Annotated in this window: 18 protein-coding genes; all 18 read left to right on the top strand. The window is 60.5% G+C overall.

The genetic code is table 11. From position 1 onward, the window contains the following. Positions 1–124 precede the first annotated feature (124 nt). Positions 125–1,549: an amidohydrolase family protein gene (locus tag ACFSOZ_RS16595; protein ID WP_167392288.1), complete on the top strand. Its 1,425-nt coding sequence runs from the start codon at positions 125–127 to the stop codon at positions 1,547–1,549. A gap of 96 nt (positions 1,550–1,645) precedes the next feature. Beyond that, positions 1,646–1,891, top strand: coding sequence for a hypothetical protein (locus ACFSOZ_RS16590; RefSeq protein ID WP_143748878.1), 246 nt, complete (start codon positions 1,646–1,648; stop codon positions 1,889–1,891). A 4-nt stretch (positions 1,892–1,895) separates the two neighbouring features. Beyond that, positions 1,896–2,120: a hypothetical protein gene (locus ACFSOZ_RS16585; RefSeq protein WP_095090206.1), complete on the top strand. Its 225-nt coding sequence runs from the start codon at positions 1,896–1,898 to the stop codon at positions 2,118–2,120. A 208-nt stretch (positions 2,121–2,328) separates the two neighbouring features. Next, positions 2,329–3,432, top strand: a complete 1,104-nt coding sequence (locus tag ACFSOZ_RS16580) for a cyclase family protein (protein ID WP_143748876.1) — start codon at positions 2,329–2,331, stop codon at positions 3,430–3,432. Positions 3,433–3,902: 470 nt separating this feature from the next. After that, positions 3,903–5,063: an ABC transporter substrate-binding protein gene (locus ACFSOZ_RS16575; RefSeq protein ID WP_095090203.1), complete on the top strand. Its 1,161-nt coding sequence runs from the start codon at positions 3,903–3,905 to the stop codon at positions 5,061–5,063. A gap of 97 nt (positions 5,064–5,160) precedes the next feature. After that, positions 5,161–7,335 carry a YbhB/YbcL family Raf kinase inhibitor-like protein gene (locus tag ACFSOZ_RS16570; protein ID WP_379100030.1) on the top strand — a complete coding sequence of 725 codons (2,175 nt, stop codon included), beginning with the start codon at positions 5,161–5,163 and terminating at the stop codon, positions 7,333–7,335. A 153-nt stretch (positions 7,336–7,488) separates the two neighbouring features. Beyond that, positions 7,489–7,776 (top strand): hypothetical protein, encoded by a 288-nt coding sequence (locus ACFSOZ_RS16565; protein WP_095090201.1) that lies wholly within the window; start codon positions 7,489–7,491, stop codon positions 7,774–7,776. Positions 7,777–7,797: 21 nt separating this feature from the next. Further along, positions 7,798–8,754, top strand: coding sequence for an alpha/beta fold hydrolase (locus ACFSOZ_RS16560; protein WP_095090200.1), 957 nt, complete (start codon positions 7,798–7,800; stop codon positions 8,752–8,754). Positions 8,755–8,777: 23 nt separating this feature from the next. Then, positions 8,778–10,154 carry an ABC transporter permease gene (locus ACFSOZ_RS16555; protein ID WP_379100028.1) on the top strand — a complete coding sequence of 459 codons (1,377 nt, stop codon included), beginning with the start codon at positions 8,778–8,780 and terminating at the stop codon, positions 10,152–10,154. Further along, entirely contained in the window at positions 10,151–11,554 is a 1,404-nt protein-coding gene (locus ACFSOZ_RS16550) for an ABC transporter permease (RefSeq protein ID WP_095090199.1), read from the top strand. The genes ACFSOZ_RS16555 and ACFSOZ_RS16550 overlap by 4 nt, the downstream gene beginning before the upstream one ends. 9 nt (positions 11,555–11,563) lie before the next feature. Beyond that, on the top strand, positions 11,564–12,253 hold the full coding sequence (locus ACFSOZ_RS16545; RefSeq protein WP_095090198.1) for a bacteriorhodopsin: 690 nt from the start codon (positions 11,564–11,566) through the stop codon (positions 12,251–12,253). Between the two features lie 60 nt (positions 12,254–12,313). Then, a complete protein-coding gene (locus ACFSOZ_RS16540; protein ID WP_095090197.1) occupies positions 12,314–14,509 on the top strand; it encodes a flotillin family protein in 2,196 nt (731 codons plus the stop codon). Between the two features lie 28 nt (positions 14,510–14,537). After that, the gene (locus ACFSOZ_RS16535) at positions 14,538–14,984 is read left to right on the top strand and encodes a hypothetical protein (protein WP_095090196.1); all 447 of its coding nucleotides are present in this window, start codon (positions 14,538–14,540) and stop codon (positions 14,982–14,984) included. Next, positions 14,981–16,858 (top strand): hypothetical protein, encoded by a 1,878-nt coding sequence (locus tag ACFSOZ_RS16530; protein ID WP_378921778.1) that lies wholly within the window; start codon positions 14,981–14,983, stop codon positions 16,856–16,858. The genes ACFSOZ_RS16535 and ACFSOZ_RS16530 overlap by 4 nt, the downstream gene beginning before the upstream one ends. A 12-nt stretch (positions 16,859–16,870) precedes the next feature. Next, positions 16,871–17,452 carry a LysR family transcriptional regulator gene (locus ACFSOZ_RS16525; protein ID WP_379100020.1) on the top strand — a complete coding sequence of 194 codons (582 nt, stop codon included), beginning with the start codon at positions 16,871–16,873 and terminating at the stop codon, positions 17,450–17,452. Positions 17,453–18,255: 803 nt separating this feature from the next. Then, a complete protein-coding gene (gene istA / locus ACFSOZ_RS16520; RefSeq protein WP_095085188.1) occupies positions 18,256–19,755 on the top strand; it encodes an IS21 family transposase in 1,500 nt (499 codons plus the stop codon). Beyond that, complete coding sequence (gene istB, locus ACFSOZ_RS16515) at positions 19,745–20,521, top strand: IS21-like element helper ATPase IstB (RefSeq protein ID WP_206073656.1); 777 nt, start codon at positions 19,745–19,747, stop codon at positions 20,519–20,521. Before istA ends, istB begins: the two co-directional genes overlap by 11 nt. Beyond that, positions 20,518–20,739, top strand: coding sequence for a hypothetical protein (locus tag ACFSOZ_RS16510; protein ID WP_379016657.1), 222 nt, complete (start codon positions 20,518–20,520; stop codon positions 20,737–20,739). The genes istB and ACFSOZ_RS16510 overlap by 4 nt, the downstream gene beginning before the upstream one ends. Positions 20,740–20,785 lie beyond the last annotated feature (46 nt).

Here is a 20,785-nt window from a genome sequence, read left to right as displayed (position 1 = left end):
CCGGCCGCGAGACTGCATTGCTGCGACGCATTCGTTGGCGCGAGGCACATCGTCCTCCACAACAGCGGCCCGGCTCGGCGCTCGCACACACAATGGTTCGCCGGCGGCAATGGAGCAGAATGAGATGCTTGTGCAAGACAAAATGACCAGGGTTATTCTTGGCGGAACGGTTGTGACTGGCCGCTCGGCACAAGCTCCCTTGCCAAGTCACGATGTCTGGCTGAGCGGTGAAAAGATCGTGGCCATTGCGCCCTCCGGCGAACGAAGCGTGCCGGCAGAGTGCGATGTTGTCGATGCGCGCCACGCAATCGTCATGCCAGGGCTGATCGATTCACACCGGCATCTGTGGCAGACGACTTTGCGGGGAATGTGTTCCGACATGATCGCGCCGGAGTACAGACATCAGCTCCGCGAAGCGCTGGTTCCTTTTTTCCGTCCGCAAGATGTCTACGCCGCGACCCTGGCCGGCGCCCTGGAACTGATCGACTGCGGCATCACAACTGTGTTGGACTGGGTTCATATTCTGAACAGCCCCGAACATGCCGACGCCTCGGTCGCGGCCTTGCAGGCGTCGGGCATGCGAGCCGTTTTCGCGCACAGCGCACCAAATGACACCGATGCGCCGCTTTGGTGGTCGAACAGCGATCGTAAGCATCCTTCCGACGTGCGACGTCTGCGCAAGAAGCTTTCGGATGACGAGGCGCTCGTGACCATGGCCTTCGCTGCTCGGGCGCCACAGCTCGTCCAGCGCGTGGTGCGAGTTCATGACTGGCACCTGGCACGTGAACTCGGCCTGCGGATCGCCACGGATGGCGGGATCGGAGGAGGGCTTTGGGGAGGACGCACCTACCCGATCAGATTGCTACAGCAGGACGATCTTCTGTGGCCGGGCACGGTTTATATTCATTGCAACAATCTAGCCCCCGACGAGTACGATCTTATCGCTGGTACAGGTGGCCATATTTCGATTTCTCCCTGCGCTGAAATGTTTGTCGGATTTGGAATGCCCGCGACTCAAAACGCCTTGAGCCACGGGACAAGGCCGGCGTTATCAACGGACTCCGTGATTTTCGTAGCAGGTGACATGTTCGGCACGATGCGGTCGACGTTAAGCTCACTGCGGGGGATGTTGGGATATGAGGCAACCCTTGCAGACAAGGGTGTCGAGCCTTGGGACATCACAACGGCCGACATATTGGAGATGGCGACAGCGCGGGGAGCTGCCGCCCTCGGCCTGTCGGACAGGACAGGTACGCTCGAAGTCGGCAAATCAGCCGATATCGTGCTTTTGAATACCCGATCGGTCCGCCTTTCGCCCCTCAACAATCCCCTGTCGACGATCGTCCTTTTAGCCACCCCCGCCGATGTCGAGACTGTCCTGATCGCCGGCAAGATCGTGAAGAAGAATGGTGTCCTCACGAATTTCGATCTGAACGCAGTCATCGATGGTGTCACAAAAAGCCGAGACTGGCTCGTCGCAAAAGGGGGCTCTCAGCTTGGTCCTGCGGTGAAGAGACGGCTGGCAGACAGTGGATTCGACCACCTGTGATCACCGACTGACTGAGTACCTGCGTACAGGGAGCACGCGACCCGTCGGCCCGCCTGGGCAGCGTAGAGATGAAAACGAACAACTATGGAGGAAGACATGTCCACCTACAGCTATTTCCTTCACCTCAGGCGGCCGAGCTTCCGCCTGGTCTTGAAGAGCGGCAGCTCCTTTCCCTCGGGTTTGGATCCCATTGACTGGAAGTTCAAGGAGGAGCGGCCTTATGACAAAGTCCATGCCGAGGTGATGAAGGACATCGAGCGTCAGGGCTTTGGCGCCTATCAACAGGATATACGGTCAGAAGACATTCCTGGTGCGCGTATCGCTGCGTCGTCAAGGAGATAGGCGAATGGCCGAACATTATTGCGACTATCTCTACAAACATCTGCCGGCATTCAGACTTGTGATTCCAAAGGACGGCCCCATGCCGCCCGCCACCACCGCGGACGACTGGCAACTGATCAGAAACAGATCGGCATCACAGCTTTCGGTCGACGGTCGAGATCAGGTTGACAGCGAAGGATACGCAATCATCCGGGTCAATGTGACCCTGGGTGAGCTCCTGTCGCTCTAACGCATGTCGCTCAGAATTGTTGGCCCGGCATGGGCAGGGGGCGAAGCGGCTGGCTTCGAGTCATGGGGCTGCTGGAGCCACCACTGGGAAGCGGCCGCGGCGCCGCCACCTCAGTCTTTTCGACGGCATTAAGTGGGACACTGTCTTGACTAAAGGGACAGTTTAGTCAAAACTTGATCAAGGTGCGGGATCGCTCGAAGCGCTGGTCGTGGGACTGTCGGCAAAGGCGCTTGATTGTGCCGAATGCTCAGAGCGCATCCGCGGGATCGCGTACGCGCTCGACAGCCAAGATAAAAATGCATCAGCCACCCGCGAGGAGGAAAGACCGATGAGAGCACCCTATCCGAATTTGCCCAGTTACTCAGAGATCATGGCTCGCACGGATGGCCCGGCTGGTTCGGGCTGGGGCGTCTTCGGTGACGATGATCATATCGGGACGATCAATCTTCTGTCTCCGGAGGCCGTCGTCAGCGCCGCCTCATTGGTGAAGCGTGGCGCAACCTTCAATCTGGACTACGAGTTGAACGCGTTCGCGCCGCCGGTTTCCCCCTACCGTCGAGGAATTCAGCACACCGTCGTGTCGCGTCATGACGGTCAAGTCTATGACGATTTCGTCAGCGACTTCTTTTTGCAAGGCAGCTCGCAGATCGACGGTCTGCGGCACCATCGCCACAAGATCCACGGATTCTATGGAAACGTGCCAGCGTCAGCAGTGGAGGCGGGCTCGCCGGCGCTCGGGGTTCAGCACATTGCCCAGAAAGGAATTGCGGGCCGGGGCGTGCTTCTCGATGTCCAGCGATATCTTGAGGAGCAAGGGCGACCTCTGGATCTCGCCACCAACTCCGTGATTGCGCTCAGTGATCTGGAGGGAGCGGCCGAGGCCCAGGGCATCTCGTTCGAACGAGGCGATATCCTTCTGCTGCATACCGGCTGGGCCAGACATTTCCTGAACGATCTGACGACGGAGGATAGGGCTTGGATCATCAAGGAGCGCACATTCTGCGGTGTCGAACAGTCGCGCGAGATGCTGGCTTGGATTTGGGACAACCACTTCTCAGTCCTCGCAAGCGATACCGTCGTGGTCGAGGTGATGCCGAGCATCCCGACGTCGCCATTCGAAACAAATGTCGGGCGCCTGATGCATCCCGATCTCATTGCGCTTCTCGGCGTCTGTCTCGGCGAGATGTGGAAACTTGACGAGCTGGCCGCGGATTGCGCGCGGGATGGCGTGTATGAGTTCCTGCTGACAGCCAAGCCGTTGAACCTTGTCGGAGGCGTTGGTTCGCCGCCGAACGCGCTGGCGATCAAGTAACTCCGGGAGGTGTTGAGGCCCCGCAAGCAGCATTCATCCAACCGCTCAAATCGGATCGCTGCCGGCCTGAAACCAGCTTCGCACGCCCTTATCTTGGGTCAGCAAGCGACAGGTGCGACGCTCCGACCTCACCCAAGCTACCCTTGCCCCATCTCAAAGGTCACGAATGACGAAGCAAATCGATACCAGCGGCAGTCGGTTTCTGCATCGAGTTCACGTACCATCTCGTCGACCTCCGCGACAGGTGAGCAGGCCTCCATGCGGGTGGTGTAAGTGCCCGGCCTCTCCCTGAAACGAGAGCCGCGACGCGGGGGCAGGTCCATAGCGAAAGCGTATAGAGCGCATTTGAAAAATGTATTACCTCCAAAGTCCTGATTGCCCGATAGTCCCCCACGGGTTCCACTGAACTCAGCGTGCCCACGGCTCAACGCCCGGCACTAAGGGAGGATAAATTGACGACATTCGCAACCATGTTGCGATCGCTTGCCGTTGTCGCAACGATCGCTAGCGTCACCCCTGCATTTGCCGGTGGCGTGGATGAGCTGCCCAAGAGCATCCAGGATGAGCTCTATAGCAAAGACATGATGGATCCGATGCAGCCGCTCGCGGAAAGCGCCTACCGCGACTGGAAGCCCAAGAAGGGTCCGCCTTGGACGATCGGCTACGCCAGCTCCTATGCTGGTAACACCTGGCGCGCCGACGTCATGAAGCGGCTCCAGGAAGAGATTATTCCGAAATGGAAGAAGCTCGGCCTGATCAAGGACGTGATCATCACCCAGTCCAATCTGAACGACTCCACGCAGATTCAGCAGATGCGGCAGTTGGTTGACCAGGGCGTCGACGCGATCATCGTCTGCTGCTCGAACCCGACGTCACTGAACCAGACCGTCGAATATGCCCACCAGCGTGACGTCCCGGTTTTCTCTGCCGTTGGCTATCTCACCTCGCCTTATGCGGTGAACACTTCGGCGAACTTCGTCGTGGGTGGCAGCATGCTCGGCGAATGGATGGCCAAGCAGATCAACGGCAAGGGCAATGTCCTGGTGGTCGAAGGCATTCCGGGCGCGTCTGCTTCGGACTCACAGAACGTCGGCGTTCTGAAGGCCCTGGCGAAGTACCCGGACATCAAGGTCGTGGGCCAGGTTGCCGGCATGTGGACCGATCAGGTTGCCCAGTCGGAAATCCAGAAGTGGCTGGCCACCAATCCAGGCGATCTGAACGGCATCATCATACAGTCGGCATCTGAACTGGGCGCCTTGCGCGCACTGCAGCAAAGCGGCCGCGATATGGTCCCGTTCTCGATCGGCGGTGAGATCGGCGCGCTTTGCTACTGGCGCAACAACAAGGATTTCATCTCGCAGGCGATCCATGCCTGGCCTCCGGGGGACGACTTCGAGTTCGGCTGGAATGTCATGATGCGCACGCTCGAGGGCCAAGGCCCGAAGATCCAGTCGATCCTGACCAAGCCGCAGACCATGACCTACGACCAGCTTGAAAAGGCCGTCCCGGCTGATTGCAGCGAAGATTCCGATGGCTGGTACAACGTTGGTGCCCAAAACTGGGCAAGCAAGGATTACCTGGACCAGTTTTTCCTACGTCCGGCCGATCCCGAAGCCTTCAAGGCGAACTGACCGAAAGAGGTCTGGCCACCCCGTCAGCGGTGACGGGGTGGCATTTCCTTCATTCCGTGCAAGTCTAGCCGACCAACGTCGGCCAACTGGACCTATGATGTCGTACCCCACGGTTGAACTCTCATCGGTCAGGAAGACCTTCGGGCCGACTGTAGCGCTCGGCGGTTGCAACCTGACGGCCTACGCTGGGGAGGTTCATGCGATCATTGGCGGCAACGGCTCGGGCAAGAGCACGCTGGCGAAGGTCATCTCCGGCGTACTGATACCGGACAGTGGCCAGGTGTCGATACTCGGAAAGTCGGCAACGTCTCCGCACGAGGCGCGCCAGCTGGGCATCTCAAATGTCTTTCAGGAGGTGCTCGTCGCGGACGAGTGCTCGGTGCTGGATAACCTCTATCTGGGCGCGGATGGCCTTTTGGGTGCGTCCATGAACCGGGAAGAAAAAGAAGCCAAGGCATCCGCATTGATGCGCGAACTCCTCGGCTTTGACATCAATCTCTCCGGGTTGGTGGGCGAACTACCCCTGAGCGTCAAACAATGGGTGACGATAGCCAGGGCTCTCCTGACTGATCCCAAAGTCCTGATTCTCGACGAGTCCTCGGCCGCGCTCGACTTCGATTCCACGGAAAGGCTGTTCCGCAAGATGCGGCAGCTCAAGCAACGGGGGGCAAGCATCCTGATCGTCACCCACCGGATCGCCGAGCTGGTGCGTATCGCCGACCGTGCGACGGTTTTGCGCGACGGCGTGGATGTCGGCAGGCTGGCGAAGGAAGAGATTACCGAGGCCAGGATTCTCGAACTGATTGCCGGTGCCGAGCGCAGCGGCACAAATCGTGATCAGCCGTTGCCGACGCGGCGCGGCGATCGGCCGGTCCTCCGCGCAACCGATTTTCGGGTCTGGTCAGACGCTGCCCCCGTGAGATTCACCGTGTATCCTGGCGAGGTCGTCGGGATTACCGGGCTGGATGGGCAGGGGCAGGCGGATTTCGTAAGATGCATCGCTGGCATCCAGTCTCCGATCGCCGGCCGGTTGGTGGTGGTCAACGACGGCAAGGCCAGTGAGGTCACGGATCTCGCATCGGCGCGACGCAATAACATCAGCTATGTCAGCGGCGATCGCAAGAAAGAGGGCACCTTTCCCAATCTGAGCATTTACGAGAACCTGCTGCTTCCGGTGTATCGCGAATTCCGCTCGGGCGGGGTGCTCAACTTCATTAACCGCACCAAGCTGACGCCGGTGTTTGAGTGGGAATCCAGCAAACTGGCCGTTAAGATGGGGAGCCCGGAGAACCTCATCACGTCGCTGTCCGGCGGTAACCAGCAGAAGGTACTGATTGCCAGGGCCTTCGCGGAAAAACCGGTGGTTCTGGTGCTCAACGATCCTGCCCGCGGCATCGACGTCGGGGCCAAGCTCGATCTCTACCGCAACCTGAAGGAATTCGCTGCGCGCGGCAACGCCGTGGTTTTCCTGTCCAGTGAACTGGAGGAATTTCTGAACCTGTGCACGCGGGTTCACGTGTTTCGCAATGGCGCCATATCGGCGGATTTCGAACCGCCTTTCGATGGCCATGCCATCCTCAACGCCATGTTCGGCCGCCGCGCGACGGCGCGCTTGCCCGGCGAGGCCGCCAACGAGAATGGCCCAGGCAAGCCGGCGACTGTCGCCGAGAGTCACAATCCCAGACTTGAGCAGGGCAGGCCGGTGCCGAGGCCTGTGACGCTGCTGAACAAGGAGGTAAACCATATGGCGGCAACCCCATCTTTCATGCTGAGTTGTCCTGATATCGCGCCTGGTAGCGTCATCCCGGACCGGTTCACCGAGGACAACCGGCTTTCGCCGAGACTTGTTTGGTCTGGGCCGCCGGAAGGCACGCGCAGCTTTGCCTTGGCCGTCACCGATCCTGATCTGCCGGAAGCATTTAATTTCCCCCGCTCGTTTGCGCACTGGCTGGTGGCGAACATTCCGGTCGAGGTTCGTGAGCTCCCAGAAGGCGCCAGCGGCAGCTTGCGGCTGACGCACGGCGCCGCTGAGTTCAACAGCGACTTCGTGACATTCAAGATCCCAGGGTTCGGCAAGGGATATGGCGGCCCTTGGCCACCGGACAGGGCTCACCGGTACTTTTTCACGCTCTATGCGCTCAAGGCGGACAAGGTCGAGTTGCCGGCCGACGCCGATCTTGGCGCATTTGCGGCTGCGGTCATGCCGGTGGCCATCGATGCAGCGTCGTTCGTGGCAGTCTACGGGCCAGCAAAGAAGTCTCTGCCCGCGTAAAAACCGGGCAAGTAATTCCCCAATCAGGAGGATCGCATGAGTAGATATGGAAGCAGGAGCAGCTTTGATCTGGAGTGGATCGAGCGATGGGCAAGGAAGGTCAATGACGACCGCATTTTGCCGGTAGTAGGGCGGTTTTTCACGAGTAAGTTCGTGCTCGGCTTCGACGACACGGAGTATCTCGTCGACGTCCGGGGCGGCAAGATCCAGAAGATTGCGCAAGGCCTCACTCCGAATGACATGGGAGTCGAATTTTGGCTCAAGGCGCCGAGCAGCGCCTGGTCGAAATTTGCCCAGGAAATCCCACCGCCGATGTTCAACGACATATGGGCGATGGCGCATCCGCTGCACAAGCAGCTGATTATCGAGGGCAATTCGCTCCCCTTCTGGCAAAATCTGCGGGCGCTGACGCGCATGCTCTCGCTGATGCGACAAGTTTAACGGCAGCGCAGGAGAGTTGTCATGAATACACACGATCCAATCGTTGGGCGCTACGTCTACGTCCAGTGCGAAGGCAAGACGTACCGCACCTATTACGAGGAACACGGCGAGGGCATTCCGATGGTCTGCCTGCACACGGCCGGCACGGACGGGCGCCAGTATCGGCACCAGTTGTGCGACCCGGACATCAGCCTGAATTTCCGCGTTATCGCTTTCGACATGCCCTGGCACGGCAAGTCGATCCCGCCTGCAGACTTTCACCTGATGGAAGACGAGTACAAACTCACAACCAAATTTTACTGCGAGTTCATCGTGGCGTTCTGTCGGGCCCTCGAACTGCGCAAGCCGGTCCTCATGGGCCAGTCGATGGGCGGCAACATCTGCCTGGCGCTGGCATTGCGCTATGAGAGCGAGTTTTCGGCCTTTATCGCGCTAGAGGCATGCGACTACTCGCCGGGATGGTGGATCGACGCGCTGCATCACCCCCATATCCATGGCGGCGAGGTGGTTGCGACTTCGGTGTTCGGCCTCATGGCACCGCTCTCGCCGGACGACTATCGGTGGGAAACCTGGTGGTACTACGCGCAGGGCGGTCCCGGCATCTTCAAGGGCGATCTGTACTTTTACAGCGTCGATTCTGACTTCCGGGATCAATGCCAGAAGATTTCTGGGAAGGTGCCGATCTATTTCCTTACCGGTGAGTATGACTTCGCCTGCACGCCGGAAATGACCCAGCGCACGGCCGAAAAAGTCAAGAATTCGGAATGCATCATCTTTGGCGGCGGCCACTTCCCGACCTCGGAAGACCCGGCAAAATTCAAGGAAGTGATCACGCCGGTGCTGAAGAAGATCCTTGGTGCGGATCCCGAACGGCGCGGCCAGGGCAGCAACGCCCTTTCCGGACGGAGCATTTCCGAAACTCGGTCGACCGCTCGCAGTGAGCGGACCAGTGAAGGCCGGAAGGTCATCGAGTTCTAGGTTGCGCTAGCAACGAAAGACAAATGTTGATGTCCCAGTCCAGGGGTTCCCAGAACACCTACCTGTTGGTCCCGATCCTGCTGATCGCGCTGCTCTTGAGTACCGCGGTCATCAGGGGGCCGAACCTTGTGTCCTTGTCGGGGTTCGGTAGCGCGATCATCGTGTCGGCGCCCCTGATCCTGGCGACATTCTCACTCATGGCCCTGGCTGTGGCGGGACGTGGGACAGTCGACCTTGCGGTCGGACCCTTGCTCGCCTTCATCAACGTCACGATCGTCAAGCTCAATGGCCTTGGCATCGTCACGGGTCCCTTTGGCGTCTTTCTGGTCGCCCTGGGGATTGGCGTTCTCTATCAGCTCTTCTTTGCCCTCATCATCATTTTCGTGCGCGTCCAGCCGATCATTGTAGCGCTCAGTGGCTTTCTGGCCCTGACCGGGATCAACCTCGTCATCCTCCCAAGACCTGGCGGCACCGCACCGGACTGGATGTCGTCCTGGGGCCTCGGCAACACGATCTTTTCACCGATCTTGCTGATCGTGCTGCTGGCTATCGCGGCCTGGCTGCTGTTCACCACGACGTCGTTTTACGCGAATTTGCGTTTGATGGGCTACGATGAGCGTGCGGCTTATACGAGCGGCGTCCGCATCAACGTGGTGCGTATTGGGGCTCACATCATCGCAGGTCTCTTCGTTGGCTTGGGCGCGATCTGCTATACCGCCCTGATTTCGTCAGGAGATCCGACACAGGGCACCACCATGACGCTGACGGCAGTGACCGTCCTGGTGCTGGGCGGGGTCAGCCTGTCCGGTGGACGCGGTGGCGTGGCTGGCGGGCTGCTGGGCGCGCTCAACCTCTTTCTTATCGGCTATGTTCTTGCCACGTTCAATTTCGGTTCCACGCAAGCCTTTGTGACGCAGCTTTTCTACGGGCTGATCCTCGTTCTGTCGCTCTTGCTGACCCTTCTGGTCCCCATCATCGGGCGATACCTCCACTTCATTTCACCCTTTGCGGCCTTCGCGGTCCTGGGCTGCGTGGTCGTCGGGATCATGCTGTACATCAGCACCCGCGATACCTATGGCGTGGCCGTCGCCGGCGAGGCCTTCAAGTCCAATCCGGACGTGATGACCCGCTATCTGCTGCTGCCCGTACAGTCGGGAAGCGGGCCGGCTCTGCCCGATCTCACGCCGCTGCAAAAGATCGTCTTCGGCTTCGCCGTCATCTTGGCCGTGCTGACGTTCACTGTCCGCGTCATCGTAGCTGAAGCGGTTTCCGTGCGCCTTGGCGCCTTCATCTATGTCTTCGTCTCGGCACTCATCCTGCTCCTCTTCCTGGTCGTCGGCCAGCAAAGCCACGCGGCCGGAATTCTGGCGACAGGACAATCGTTGGGGATCGGGCCATGAGTCAGACTTTCGGCGACGGCGGCCGCAATGGCGGTCTCTTCATCCCCCATTCGCGCGCCTTGGTGTGGCTTAACCTCGCCGTCACGTTCGTGGTGGCGGCGATCAGCTTCAGCCTGGGTTTTTGGCAGGGGCTCAGCGCCCAGATCGTCATCCTCTACACCATCGTTCTGGCCGCCGTGCTGTTCTGGCTGATCAACTACGTCGCCGTCATCTTCGAGTCCCGATCTTCGTCTCTTGAAACCGACACTGCAGCCCCGGCTGGCGCCGGTGGCGTCTGGGCCGGCAACCGAGTTCTGATCATCACCATGGCGGTGATGTTGATCGTGTATCTGCTGATCACGGCCACGGTCCCGTCCTTCAGATCCCTTGGCAACCTGATAGCCTTCCTGCTGCTGGAAGCGATCCTGGTCTTTGCGTTCAAGGTCGGTAACCGTTTCGCCCATGGCCGCAGCGCCTTTATTGGACTGATTGTGCTGCTGGCGCTGATTGTGATCAGTTCCTTTACGATCAACGGGTTCCTCTCCGCAGCCAACATCAAAGCAATTTTGCTGTTTGCAGCCTTCCTGGGCATTGCCTGCGTCGGGCAAACGCTGGTGGCGTTGCTCGGCGGCTTGGACCTCTCGATCCCGTTTGTTATCGGCGCGTCCAACATAGGGCTTTTGTTCCTGATCGGTCTTGGCGTACCGCCCTGGCTCGCGGTGGTGTTCGTGCTGATCATCGGCGGTGCCTTGGGTTTCTTGAACGGCGTTCTGTCCTACCGCCTGCAAGGTCAGGCATTGATCCTCACCCTCGGAATGGGATTTGCAATCGCTGGGCTTGTCCAGATTCTGACCAGCATTGGATCGTCCTTTGGCGGCAACGTCTTTGGGACCGTTCCGAAATGGCTGCAAAATCTCGCCGCCATGAACGGTCGTACCTTCGGCCTGGCTGTCCCGCCAACGATCCTGTTGTGGATTGTCATCGCGGTCATAGTCATCGTTGGCCTGCGTTATTCCGCCTTCGGCCGCTACATCTACGCCCTGGGCGGCAATCGCCGCTCGGCCAAGCTGATCGGCGTCTCCGAGTTCAAATACTGGACACTCGCCTACACCATCAGCGGCTTCTCCGCGGCGTTGACCGGGGCGCTCCTGCTCGGTTGGAGCGGGGGTGGCTTCATCGGGGTCGGCGACCAGTATCTTTTCACAACCCTGGCCGCAGTCGTGATCGGCGGGACGTCGCTCATGGGCGGATATGGCGGCTATGGCTACACCGTGATCGGGGTACTCGTCCTGCAAGTCCTGAGCGCCTTCCTGATTGGCATCGGGCTCAAATACGAATGGCAACAATTCATTTTCGGTCTTCTGATCCTGCCGATGGTCGCGCTCTACGGCCGCGCCCCTCACATCAGAGCCCAGGTCTAGGGAAAGCCCATGTTTGGAACACTCTTTCAGTCCAGCGCCGTGGTCAGCACCGCGCTCAGCGTTGCAACCCTTGCCATGTTTGCCACAGCTGCCCTGGCAATGCTGGGCCTGACATGGACGTCAGAGCGCTGGCGGGTTCCCCTGGCGCTGTCAGCCGTTGCGCTCCTGGCGTCGGGCCTTGAATACTATGCTGCCTCCAACATCTGGCTGGTGGGCCAGCAGCTCAGCGCCGCCTCACGCTACGTCGCGTGGTTCGTGGTCCAGCCGATGCAGGTCGCATCGGTGTTTTTCTTTACCTGCATTGCAGGGAAAGTGCCCGTGGGCGTGTTCTGGCGGACACTGGCCGCGGCAATCCTGATGGTGCTTGCTCGCTACCTCGGTGATGCACGGCTTTTCAACCCAACCCTTGGCGTGCTGCTGTCGATCGCGTTCTGGCTTTATATCCTGGGCGAATTGTATTTCGGCGCCATGGCAGATGCCGTTGGCAAGTCGACGCGGCCCATCCGGCTCGGTTATTTCTGGATCAGGCTGATCATGACCATCGGTTGGGTGATTTACCCGATCCTGCATTTCGTGGATGTCGTTATCGGCACGGGACACGTGGCACCGATCATTGTGCTCTACACCGTTGCTGACCTTATCAATCTCATCGCTGTCTCAATGATCGTCCTCGCCGTCGCCGGCGAGGAGCGTTTCTGAAGGCTGTCAATCTTTCGCGCCAACCTGCTCGGCGCCCGCGGTTAAGTGGAGGATCGTCCCATGAATGGCTCTGATGTGATCGCAGTCGTTATTCTCATAACGATCATCATCGCGATCGGTGTCTATCTGCTGCACTGGCTTTACAGACACTCGTCAAAAGACCAGTCCTTCGTCCGAACCGGCCTCGGCGGCGAGCGGGTGGTCATGGGCGGTGGTGCGCTGATCATCCCGATTGTCCACGACATCACGCGCGTCAACATGAACGCGATCCCGGTGGAGATCCGGAGGCTCGGCGAGCAATCCCTGATCACCAGGAACAAAATGCGCATCGACATCATCGCCGAGTTCTTCGTGCGGGTGGTGCCGACGGAAGCCGGGGTGTCGACTGCGGCCCGCACCCTCGGTGACCGCACCCAGAACCCTGCCGCGCTGAAGGAGATCGTTCAGGGCCGGTTCATCGATGCGATGTCGGCCATCGCCTCCACGATGACCATGGATGAAATCCACACCAATCGCGGCCGCTACATGAGTGAGGCGGCCGCCCTGGCGGCGACGACCCTGGGGTCGAATGGCCTCGAGCTTGAAAATGCCTCTCTGACGAGCCTCAACCAGACCGACATCTCCGTATTTGATCCCTCCAATGCGTTCGATGCCGAAGGCCTGACGCAGCTGACCGAGCAGATCGAAGAGCGCCGCCAGCTTCGCAACCGCATCGAAAACGAATCGCGGATCGGCATCAAGCTCAAGGATTTCGAGACCGAGCAGCGGTCTCTGGAGATCGAGCGTGACCTCGAATACGCCCGCATCGAACAGACGCAAGCGATCGAAATCCGTAAAGCCGCCCAACTGGCCGAGATTGAGGCCGAGAGATCTAGTTCCACAATCAGTATTCAGAACGCCAGGATCCGCAGCGAACAAGAAGGCGAGCGGATTCGTATCGCCAAGGACCGGCTCATCGATTCCGAACGGATCAACACTCAGTCGGAGGTGCGGTCATTGGAGATCAGGAAACAGCAAGAGACCGAATTGACGGAGATTATGTCGCGCCGTGAGCTCGAGATGCAGAGGATCCAGAACCGCCGGGAAGTTGAGGCGGAGCGGATCGACAACGAGCAGCATGTGAAGGAGTTTGAAATCCGTTCGCGTCAGGAGCTGTCGATCATCGAGACGACGTCATCGGCAGAGATCGACCAGGCCAAACTGGAGAACCAGCGGATAACCGAGTCGCACCGTATTGAAACCGATAAAACCATTGAATTGCTCGCCGTGGCGAAGTCGAAAGAGGTTCGCATCAGCAACGAACTTGCTGAGGCTGACCAGGAAAAGGCGCGCCTGAAGAAACGTTACGATGTCGATGTCGAACGCTTGAGGGTCGACGAGGAAATCGTGCAGCTCGAGATCGAGAAAAACCAGAAGATCAAGCTCGCCGAAACCAAGGCGTTTCAGGAGATTCAGGACGCGTCGATCGCCGCCAACCGCCAGATCGACGAGTTGCGCATCGCTGCGCGGAAGTTTGTCGATAAGTTTGAGATCGAGCAGCAGAAGGAAGTCGAAATCATCGACAAGGAGCGCCTGATCGCGGTGATCAACAAGTCGATCGAGGAAGCCTACGCAAAGACCGAGGCTGCGGAAGCCCTGAAAAAACAGGTTGAACAGGAAGAGCAGGTCAACAGCGCACGCGAAGAAGAGGTGGCCGAACGCATCAAGCGGATCGAGCTCATTCAGTCCTCGTCCAGGGTCGAGCGTGACGCCCAACGCGTCGTTTCTTCGGCAAAGGCCGAGAAGGAAGCCACGGAACTCAGGGCGCTGGCGGAAATCGCCGACTCCAATGCGGCCGAGGTCCGCTATGCCAAGGACGCCGCCGGGAAGCGCATGCTCAACGAGTCCGAAAACACCCGTTCGGATGCCAGCAGACGCAGTGCCATCTACGAAAACCTCGTCAGCAATCTGCCGAGCATCATCCGCGAAACGGTCAAGCCGATGGAAAACATCGAATCGATCAAGATCCTCCAGGTCGACGGGCTGCCGGGTCTCAACAGCCCGTCCGAGATGGGTGGCGGGGGAGAGGGCGGCTCTGGCGGCGGCAACATGACAGACCGTGTGGTGAATTCCGCCATGAAGTATCGCACTCAGGTCGCCTTCGTAGACGGTCTCATGAAGGACCTGGGACTGCCGATCGAAAACCTCGGAAGCGCCGGCGGCATGTCGTTCCGGAACTTCCAGGGTCCGGATGCGCCGAAGGACAAGGACGACTGAGCGCGTACGAAACTAGCGAGAGCAACCGATGACCCCGCTCGGCAAAAACGAAGCGCTGGACCGCCACGCCTTGGTCATGGCCTGCTGGTTGGCAGCGGCCATGCCCGCCGCGATCCTGTTTGAGTATGGATTTGGCCGGGGCGGAACACCCTATATCCTTGCCGGGTTCGCGGCCATTCTGGCAGGCTTTGTCGCCCACGTGATCGTCAATGTGGTCTACGGGACGGGTTTCTCGCCCCGAGAACTGGGGCTCGGCCTGGTCATCTACGGACTCGCGCTTGTGTTGTTCGTTGTCCTCTCGCTGGTTAGCGCGTCGTTTGCCGCGCACAACTTCTTGCCGCTGAGCATCGGTTTTATCACAACGGGGGCCGTGGTCGTTTTCTACCTGATCACCCGGTACGGGGCACGGCAGGCCTTCGCAGCGTTCGACGTTATCCGGGACTTCCGCTCACGCTCGCCGGGAGACCATATATGACCCCGCTCTTGGTTTCCGTGCTCGGCATTGTCGCGGTCCTGGGCCTTTACCTTGCGACCATCAGCGGCCGTCACACCCAGCAACCCGGTGATTTCGTCGACGCGGGCCTGGCATTGCCGCCATGGGTGACCATCTTCGCCGGCGCCGGCATCACCTTGGCCAGCCTCAGCCTTCCCGATCACCTGCTTTTACTCGCCACCTTCGGCCTTCAATATAACCAGGTTGCAGTCGGTCTCATCTGTATCGCCCTTTGCGCTGCCATCACGCAGAAGCGGGTCTGGCTTGCCGCCCGGCTGACCTCGCTGCGCACGCTTGGTGACCTGCTGGGCGATTACTTCGGTAGCACGACCCTTCGCATCTATTTGCTGCTCGTGCTGTTCCTTTTCAGCATCCCCTTTGCAGCGATGTGCCTGTCTCAGGCGGGTGCCCTGGTGAGCGCCGCGACCGCCAACGACGTTCCGTCCGGTCTCGCAATCTGGTCGATCGCGTTCGTCCTGTTCCTCTGCAGCGTGATCGGAGGCTGGCGCGGGATTGCCTATCTTGTCGCCGCCCAGTCCCTGCTGGTCCTGGCCCTCATGGTATTTTTCGGCGGGTTCACGGGCATTACGCTCGACAAATTGGCATTCGCCGTCAACGGGATTGGTACAGCCAGCGGTGTGCTGCCGGACAAGATCCCGGGCGTGATCCAGTTTAGCGCCGGCATTGGCAAGGAGCTGCCGGCCGGGGGGCTCTGGACCACCTTCGCGGGACTGACGTTCGCCCTGTCTCTGGGCGGCATCGCCATCAGTCCCGGCTTCAGCTTTCTGGGCGTGACAAGTGCGCCGCGCCGCGGCCTTGCATTTGGCCAGGTCTGGATGATCGCGGGCCTCGCGGCTGGCACCCTGATACTGATCGGGCCGGTTCTGGCCGCGGAGATTGCGGCCAGTGGCTCGCTGACAGCCTTCACGACACGACTGGCAACGCTCGATCCGATGGTGGCGGTGGGCTTTACACTTCTTCTGGTCGCGTCGAGCCAGATCGCCGTCGCATTCTTTGCCGGATCAGGTGCATCGGTGTGCACCATCGAGCTGACGTCACGATACATTATCCCGGGCATGGACCAGCGTTCGACGCGGTTTGCCGCGCGCGTGACCCTGGCGCTCGTCTACGGAGCAGTCGCTGCCGTCGCGAGCTTTGCGCCCCTCAGCGCTACAATCTTCTCATCCCTCACGCTCAGCCTGTCCATGCAGCTGCTGCCTGCGGTGCTCGGGTTGTGCTGGATGCGTTGGATCAGCCGCAGCGGTGTTCTGGCCGGTTTGATTGTCGGAAGCCTTTGTGTGGTGTTCACCGAGAGCTTTGGGCTGGTGCTGTTCGAGCGGCTCTTCGTCGACCTGCCATGGGGTCGCTGGCCCTTGTCGGTCCATTCGGCGGGATGGGGACTTGCGACCAATTTTACGGCGTGCCTCCTTGTGTCCCTGTTTACTCGCAGCGGCGCCGAGCGGGATCGCAGGGATCGCCTCCATGACGCCTTTGAGGAGAGCCAGCCGGCGCGTAACGGGAGCCAGGCGGCCACAACGGCCAAATGGGCCCTGACACTTCTGTGGGCGTTTTTCGCGCTCGGCCCCGGTGCAATCCTCGGCAACACATTTTTCAGCGAGCCGATTTTTGCTGGCACGGTGGTGGCACCGGGAGTGCCTTCGCTGCTGATCTGGCAGGTCCTGTTCTGGTTTGTCGGCGTATTCATCGTGTGGTGGTTGGCCTATCAAGGACGCCTGTCCGTTATCGATGAACGTCCTAGCCACGGGATCGTCCTCGTGCCGGAGGTGAACCCATTGTTAGAGCCAGTTTCGACCCCGTGGATCGCACGGCTCCTCGACCGCGTGACCGGCCGGTAACCGGGGCAGGGCATGGAAGGCATCGACCTCAGGCGTCTGCGCTATTTCATCGCGGTTTGCGAGCACGGCGGCTTCTCCCGCGCGTCCCAATCCATAGGGGTCGCCCAGCCGTCCCTGACGCGACAAATCAAGCTGCTCGAAAAGGAAGTCGGTATCTCGTTGATTAACCGAAGTGGGCGCGGTGCCGAGCCTACGGCCGAAGGACGGTTCCTCCTTGGCCAGTCGCGCCTGCACATCGATGGGCTCGATCATGCGGTCCGTGAGGTGCGCCAGCGCTCGGATAAGCTCAAAGGCGAGATCTCACTTGGCATATGCCCGACCATTGTGCCGCTGTTTCTGGAAGACATACGCAATTTTGTTGAAGCCCAGTATCAGGGTGTGACGCTGAATGTTGTCGAAGCCTACAGCGGCGACCTTGCCAGTCTCATGCGCGGCGGCCCGCCTCGACGCTGCGCTCACCTATCGGCCGAGTGCGCCGGATCAGCTCGACATCGTGGATCTGTTCGCAGAGCGCCTCGTGCTGGTAACCTCTTATACCCGCGCTCAGGTGTCGAAGACGGTCGAAACCCGCTGATAAACGACGACAAGATCTGAAGCGCTGGAAGAGCAAAGGCGGCCGCCCGCGCGCTCTTCAACTAGCGCTGTAGCGGGCGGCCGCCTTTGCGGCGCGGTGCTGATCATGGGAGGTTGAAGGGATAGACGCGGGGCACGTCTCCAGCCGCCCTGAGGCGGCTTTCGACGTACCCCGCCATGCGCGTGCCTTGTGGTAGATCTGCGGGTAATCAGCGCCGCAGAAACAATCCGGCGTAACACCGATCTCAACTGGCAAGTCCGGGCTCGGTGTCACGCTCCACTGACGGTGCGCGACTGCATTATCGCATTGTCAGCGCATTCCGTCGACCTTTTCCCCGAACTCCCCGCGGCGCTCCGAAAGGATCGTCGCGGATGCTCATGGGCCGCTTCTTTCTGTGCGGCCGCTGCCGTTCGCAGGTAACGATCTGCCGCAGCTGCGACCGGGGACAGCGCTACTGCGGCCAGGACTGCGCCCGTGCTGCCCGCCGCGAGAGTGTGCGCGAGGCGGGGCGACGTTATCAGCGCAGCCGCCGGGGACGCCTGGCTCATGCGGTCCGGGCCCGACGATATCGGGCTCGGCACAATAAAGTGACGCATCATTCTCCACCTGCATCTCCTGCCGGTTCACTACTGGTCAGTCCCTCGAACGATGTCGTCGCTGCTTTTGCTGACGTCGCCGGGCGGGCGACGACATCGGTCATGCCCACGCCGTGCTGTCGGCGCTGCGACTGTCGACTGTCGCCGTTCGTTCGCACCGGCTTCGTGCGTCGCCGGGGGCCTCGTTATGCCCGTGAAGCTGACTACGCAGACGGAGAGCCCGTATCATGACCATCAGCCCCGAACTGGAAGCGCAGATCCTGCGCCTGTATCACGCCGAGAAGTGGCGCTGCGGCACCATCGCCAGGCAATTGCATGTCCATCACACGACGGTGCATCGCGTTCTGGCCCAGGCGGGATTGCCCCGGCACAAGCCGCTGCAGAGAGCCTCAATTATTGACCCGTATCTTCCATTCATTGAGCAGACGCTGGAAAAGTTCCCCTCGCTGACCGCCAGCCGCCTTTATGCGATGGTGCGCGAGCGCGGCTACCGGGGCTTGCCGACGCACTTTCGGCACCTGGTCGCCCTGCACCGTCCCCGCAAGCCGGCCGAGGCGTTCCTGCGGCTGCGCACATTGCCGGGCGAGCAGGGACAGGTCGACTGGGCCCACTTCGGTCACATCGAGATCGGCAACGCCCGCCGGCCGCTCATGGCGTTCGTGATGGTGCTTTCTTACTCACGCGACATCTACCTGCGCTTCTTCCTCGACGCGCGCATGGAAAACTTCCTGCGCGGTCACGTCGGCGCGTTCAACACATGGTGCGGGCTGCCCAGGGTCCTGCTCTACGACAATCTCAAGAGTGCGGTGCTCGAGCGCCAGGGCGATGCGATCCGCTTCCATCCGACGCTGCTTGCCTTCGCCGGCTTCTATCGGTTCGAGCCACGTCCTGTCGCGGTTGCCCGGGGCAACGAAAAAGGCCGCGTCGAGCGCGCCATACGGCATATAAGGGAAGCATTCTTCATCGCCCGCAAGTTCACCGATCTCGACGATCTGAACGCCCAGGCCGAACAGTGGTGCCGCAACCAGGCAGCCGACCGGCCATGCCCCGAGGACCGGACGATGACGGTCCGCCAGGCGTTTGCGCAAGAGCAGCCACTGCTTCTGCCGCTGCCCGCCAACCCATACCCCGTCGAGGAGCAGGTCGCCGCCAAGGTTGGCAAAACGCCCTATGTGCGCTTCGACCTCAACGATTACTCGGTACCGCATGCTCATGTCCGGCGCACGCTCAGCGTGCGCGCCGATCTCGGCCTGGTCCGCGTCTTCGACGGCGCAAAGATGATCGCCAGTCACCGTCGCAGCTATGATCGCGACCAGCAGATCGAGGACCCTCAGCACCTCAAGGCACTCGTCGCAATCAAGCGCGAGGCGCGCCAGCATCGCGGCCTCAACAGCCTGACCCGCGCCGTGCCGGCCTGCCAGACCCTGATGATCCGGGCCGCCGAGCGTGGCTCCAATATCGGTGCGATCACAAACGCGTTGCTGAAACTGCTTGACCTGTACGGCGCGCAGGAACTGCAGGCCGCCGTCGAGGAAGCTTTGCATGCCGGCGCCTCCCATTCGAGGTCGGTTCGCGACGTACTGGAACGCCGCCGGGTCGCCCGCGGTGCTCCGCCGCCGGTCGAAACGAGCCTGCCCGAACACGTGCGGCGCAAGGATACGACGGTACGGCCGCATCGCCTCGACAGCTACGACCAACTGACCCTTGGAGGCAAAGATGATGAATAATCCCGACATCCTGCTCAACCGGGCCAAGGCGTTGCGCCTCAATGGCCTGATCACCCATTGGGACGAAATCGCTGACGCGGACTGGCTGGCCGCCGTCCTTCAATGGGAAGAAGAGGAGCGCTCCGACCGTTCGATGCGGCGACGCACGCGTGCCGCCAGGCTCGGCCACTTCAAGCAACTGTCCGATTATGACTGGCACTGGCCTCGCCGCATCGACCGCGCCGCCGTCGAGGATCTGATGACCCTGTCCTTCATGAACGATGCCGCCAACATCGTCTTTATCGGCCCCAACGGCGTCGGGAAATCGACACTTGCTCGCAATGTCGCTCACCAGGCGCTCATCTGCGGTCACACCGTCGTCTTCCGAACCGCCAGCGAGATGCTCGGCGAACTCGCCGCCCTCGACAGCGACGCAGCCTTGCGCCGACGCCTTCACCACTACGCCGCCGCCGACGTTCTTGCGATCGACGAGGTCGGGTATCTGTCCTACTCGAACCGTCATGCGGACCTGCTGTTCGAACTCATCAGCCGGCGCTACGAAAAACGCTCAACCATCATCACCACCAACAGACCCTTCGCTGATTGGTCGGAGGTCTTTCCCAATGCCGCCTGCGTCGTCAGCCTCGTCGACCGCCTCATGCACCGATCCGAGGTGATCTCCATCGAAGGCGATTCCTACCGCTTCAAGGAAGCGGCCGAGCGATCAAAGGCACAGCGCGAAAAACGCACCAGCCGCTCCTCCGGCGAAAAGGTGCCCGCAGCATGAAACCAGATCCTCAACCGTCCGGCCTCAGTCGTGGTATCCACTTCCTCATCAATCCCGAATGGACACCCGAACAGGCGCTCGCTGTCTTCGAGCTCCTCAACGATCTCGCCGATAGCATCTGGTCTCACTACGGCGTCCAACTCCAGGAACTTATCCAGGAGCAGCAACGAACACCGACCGATCACAGCGATATCGAAAAAACCCCGTCCTCGCTCTAAAGCACACATCCTCCACACTCGGCGGCCTGCAAAGGCCGCCTTTTTG

It is taken from the genome of Mesorhizobium newzealandense, assembly GCF_042682145.1.
GTDB classification, from domain to species: domain Bacteria; phylum Pseudomonadota; class Alphaproteobacteria; order Rhizobiales; family Rhizobiaceae; genus Mesorhizobium; species Mesorhizobium newzealandense.
The sequence above is the reverse complement of the archived record's forward strand: the minus strand, read 5'-3'. Positions and strand labels throughout refer to the sequence as shown.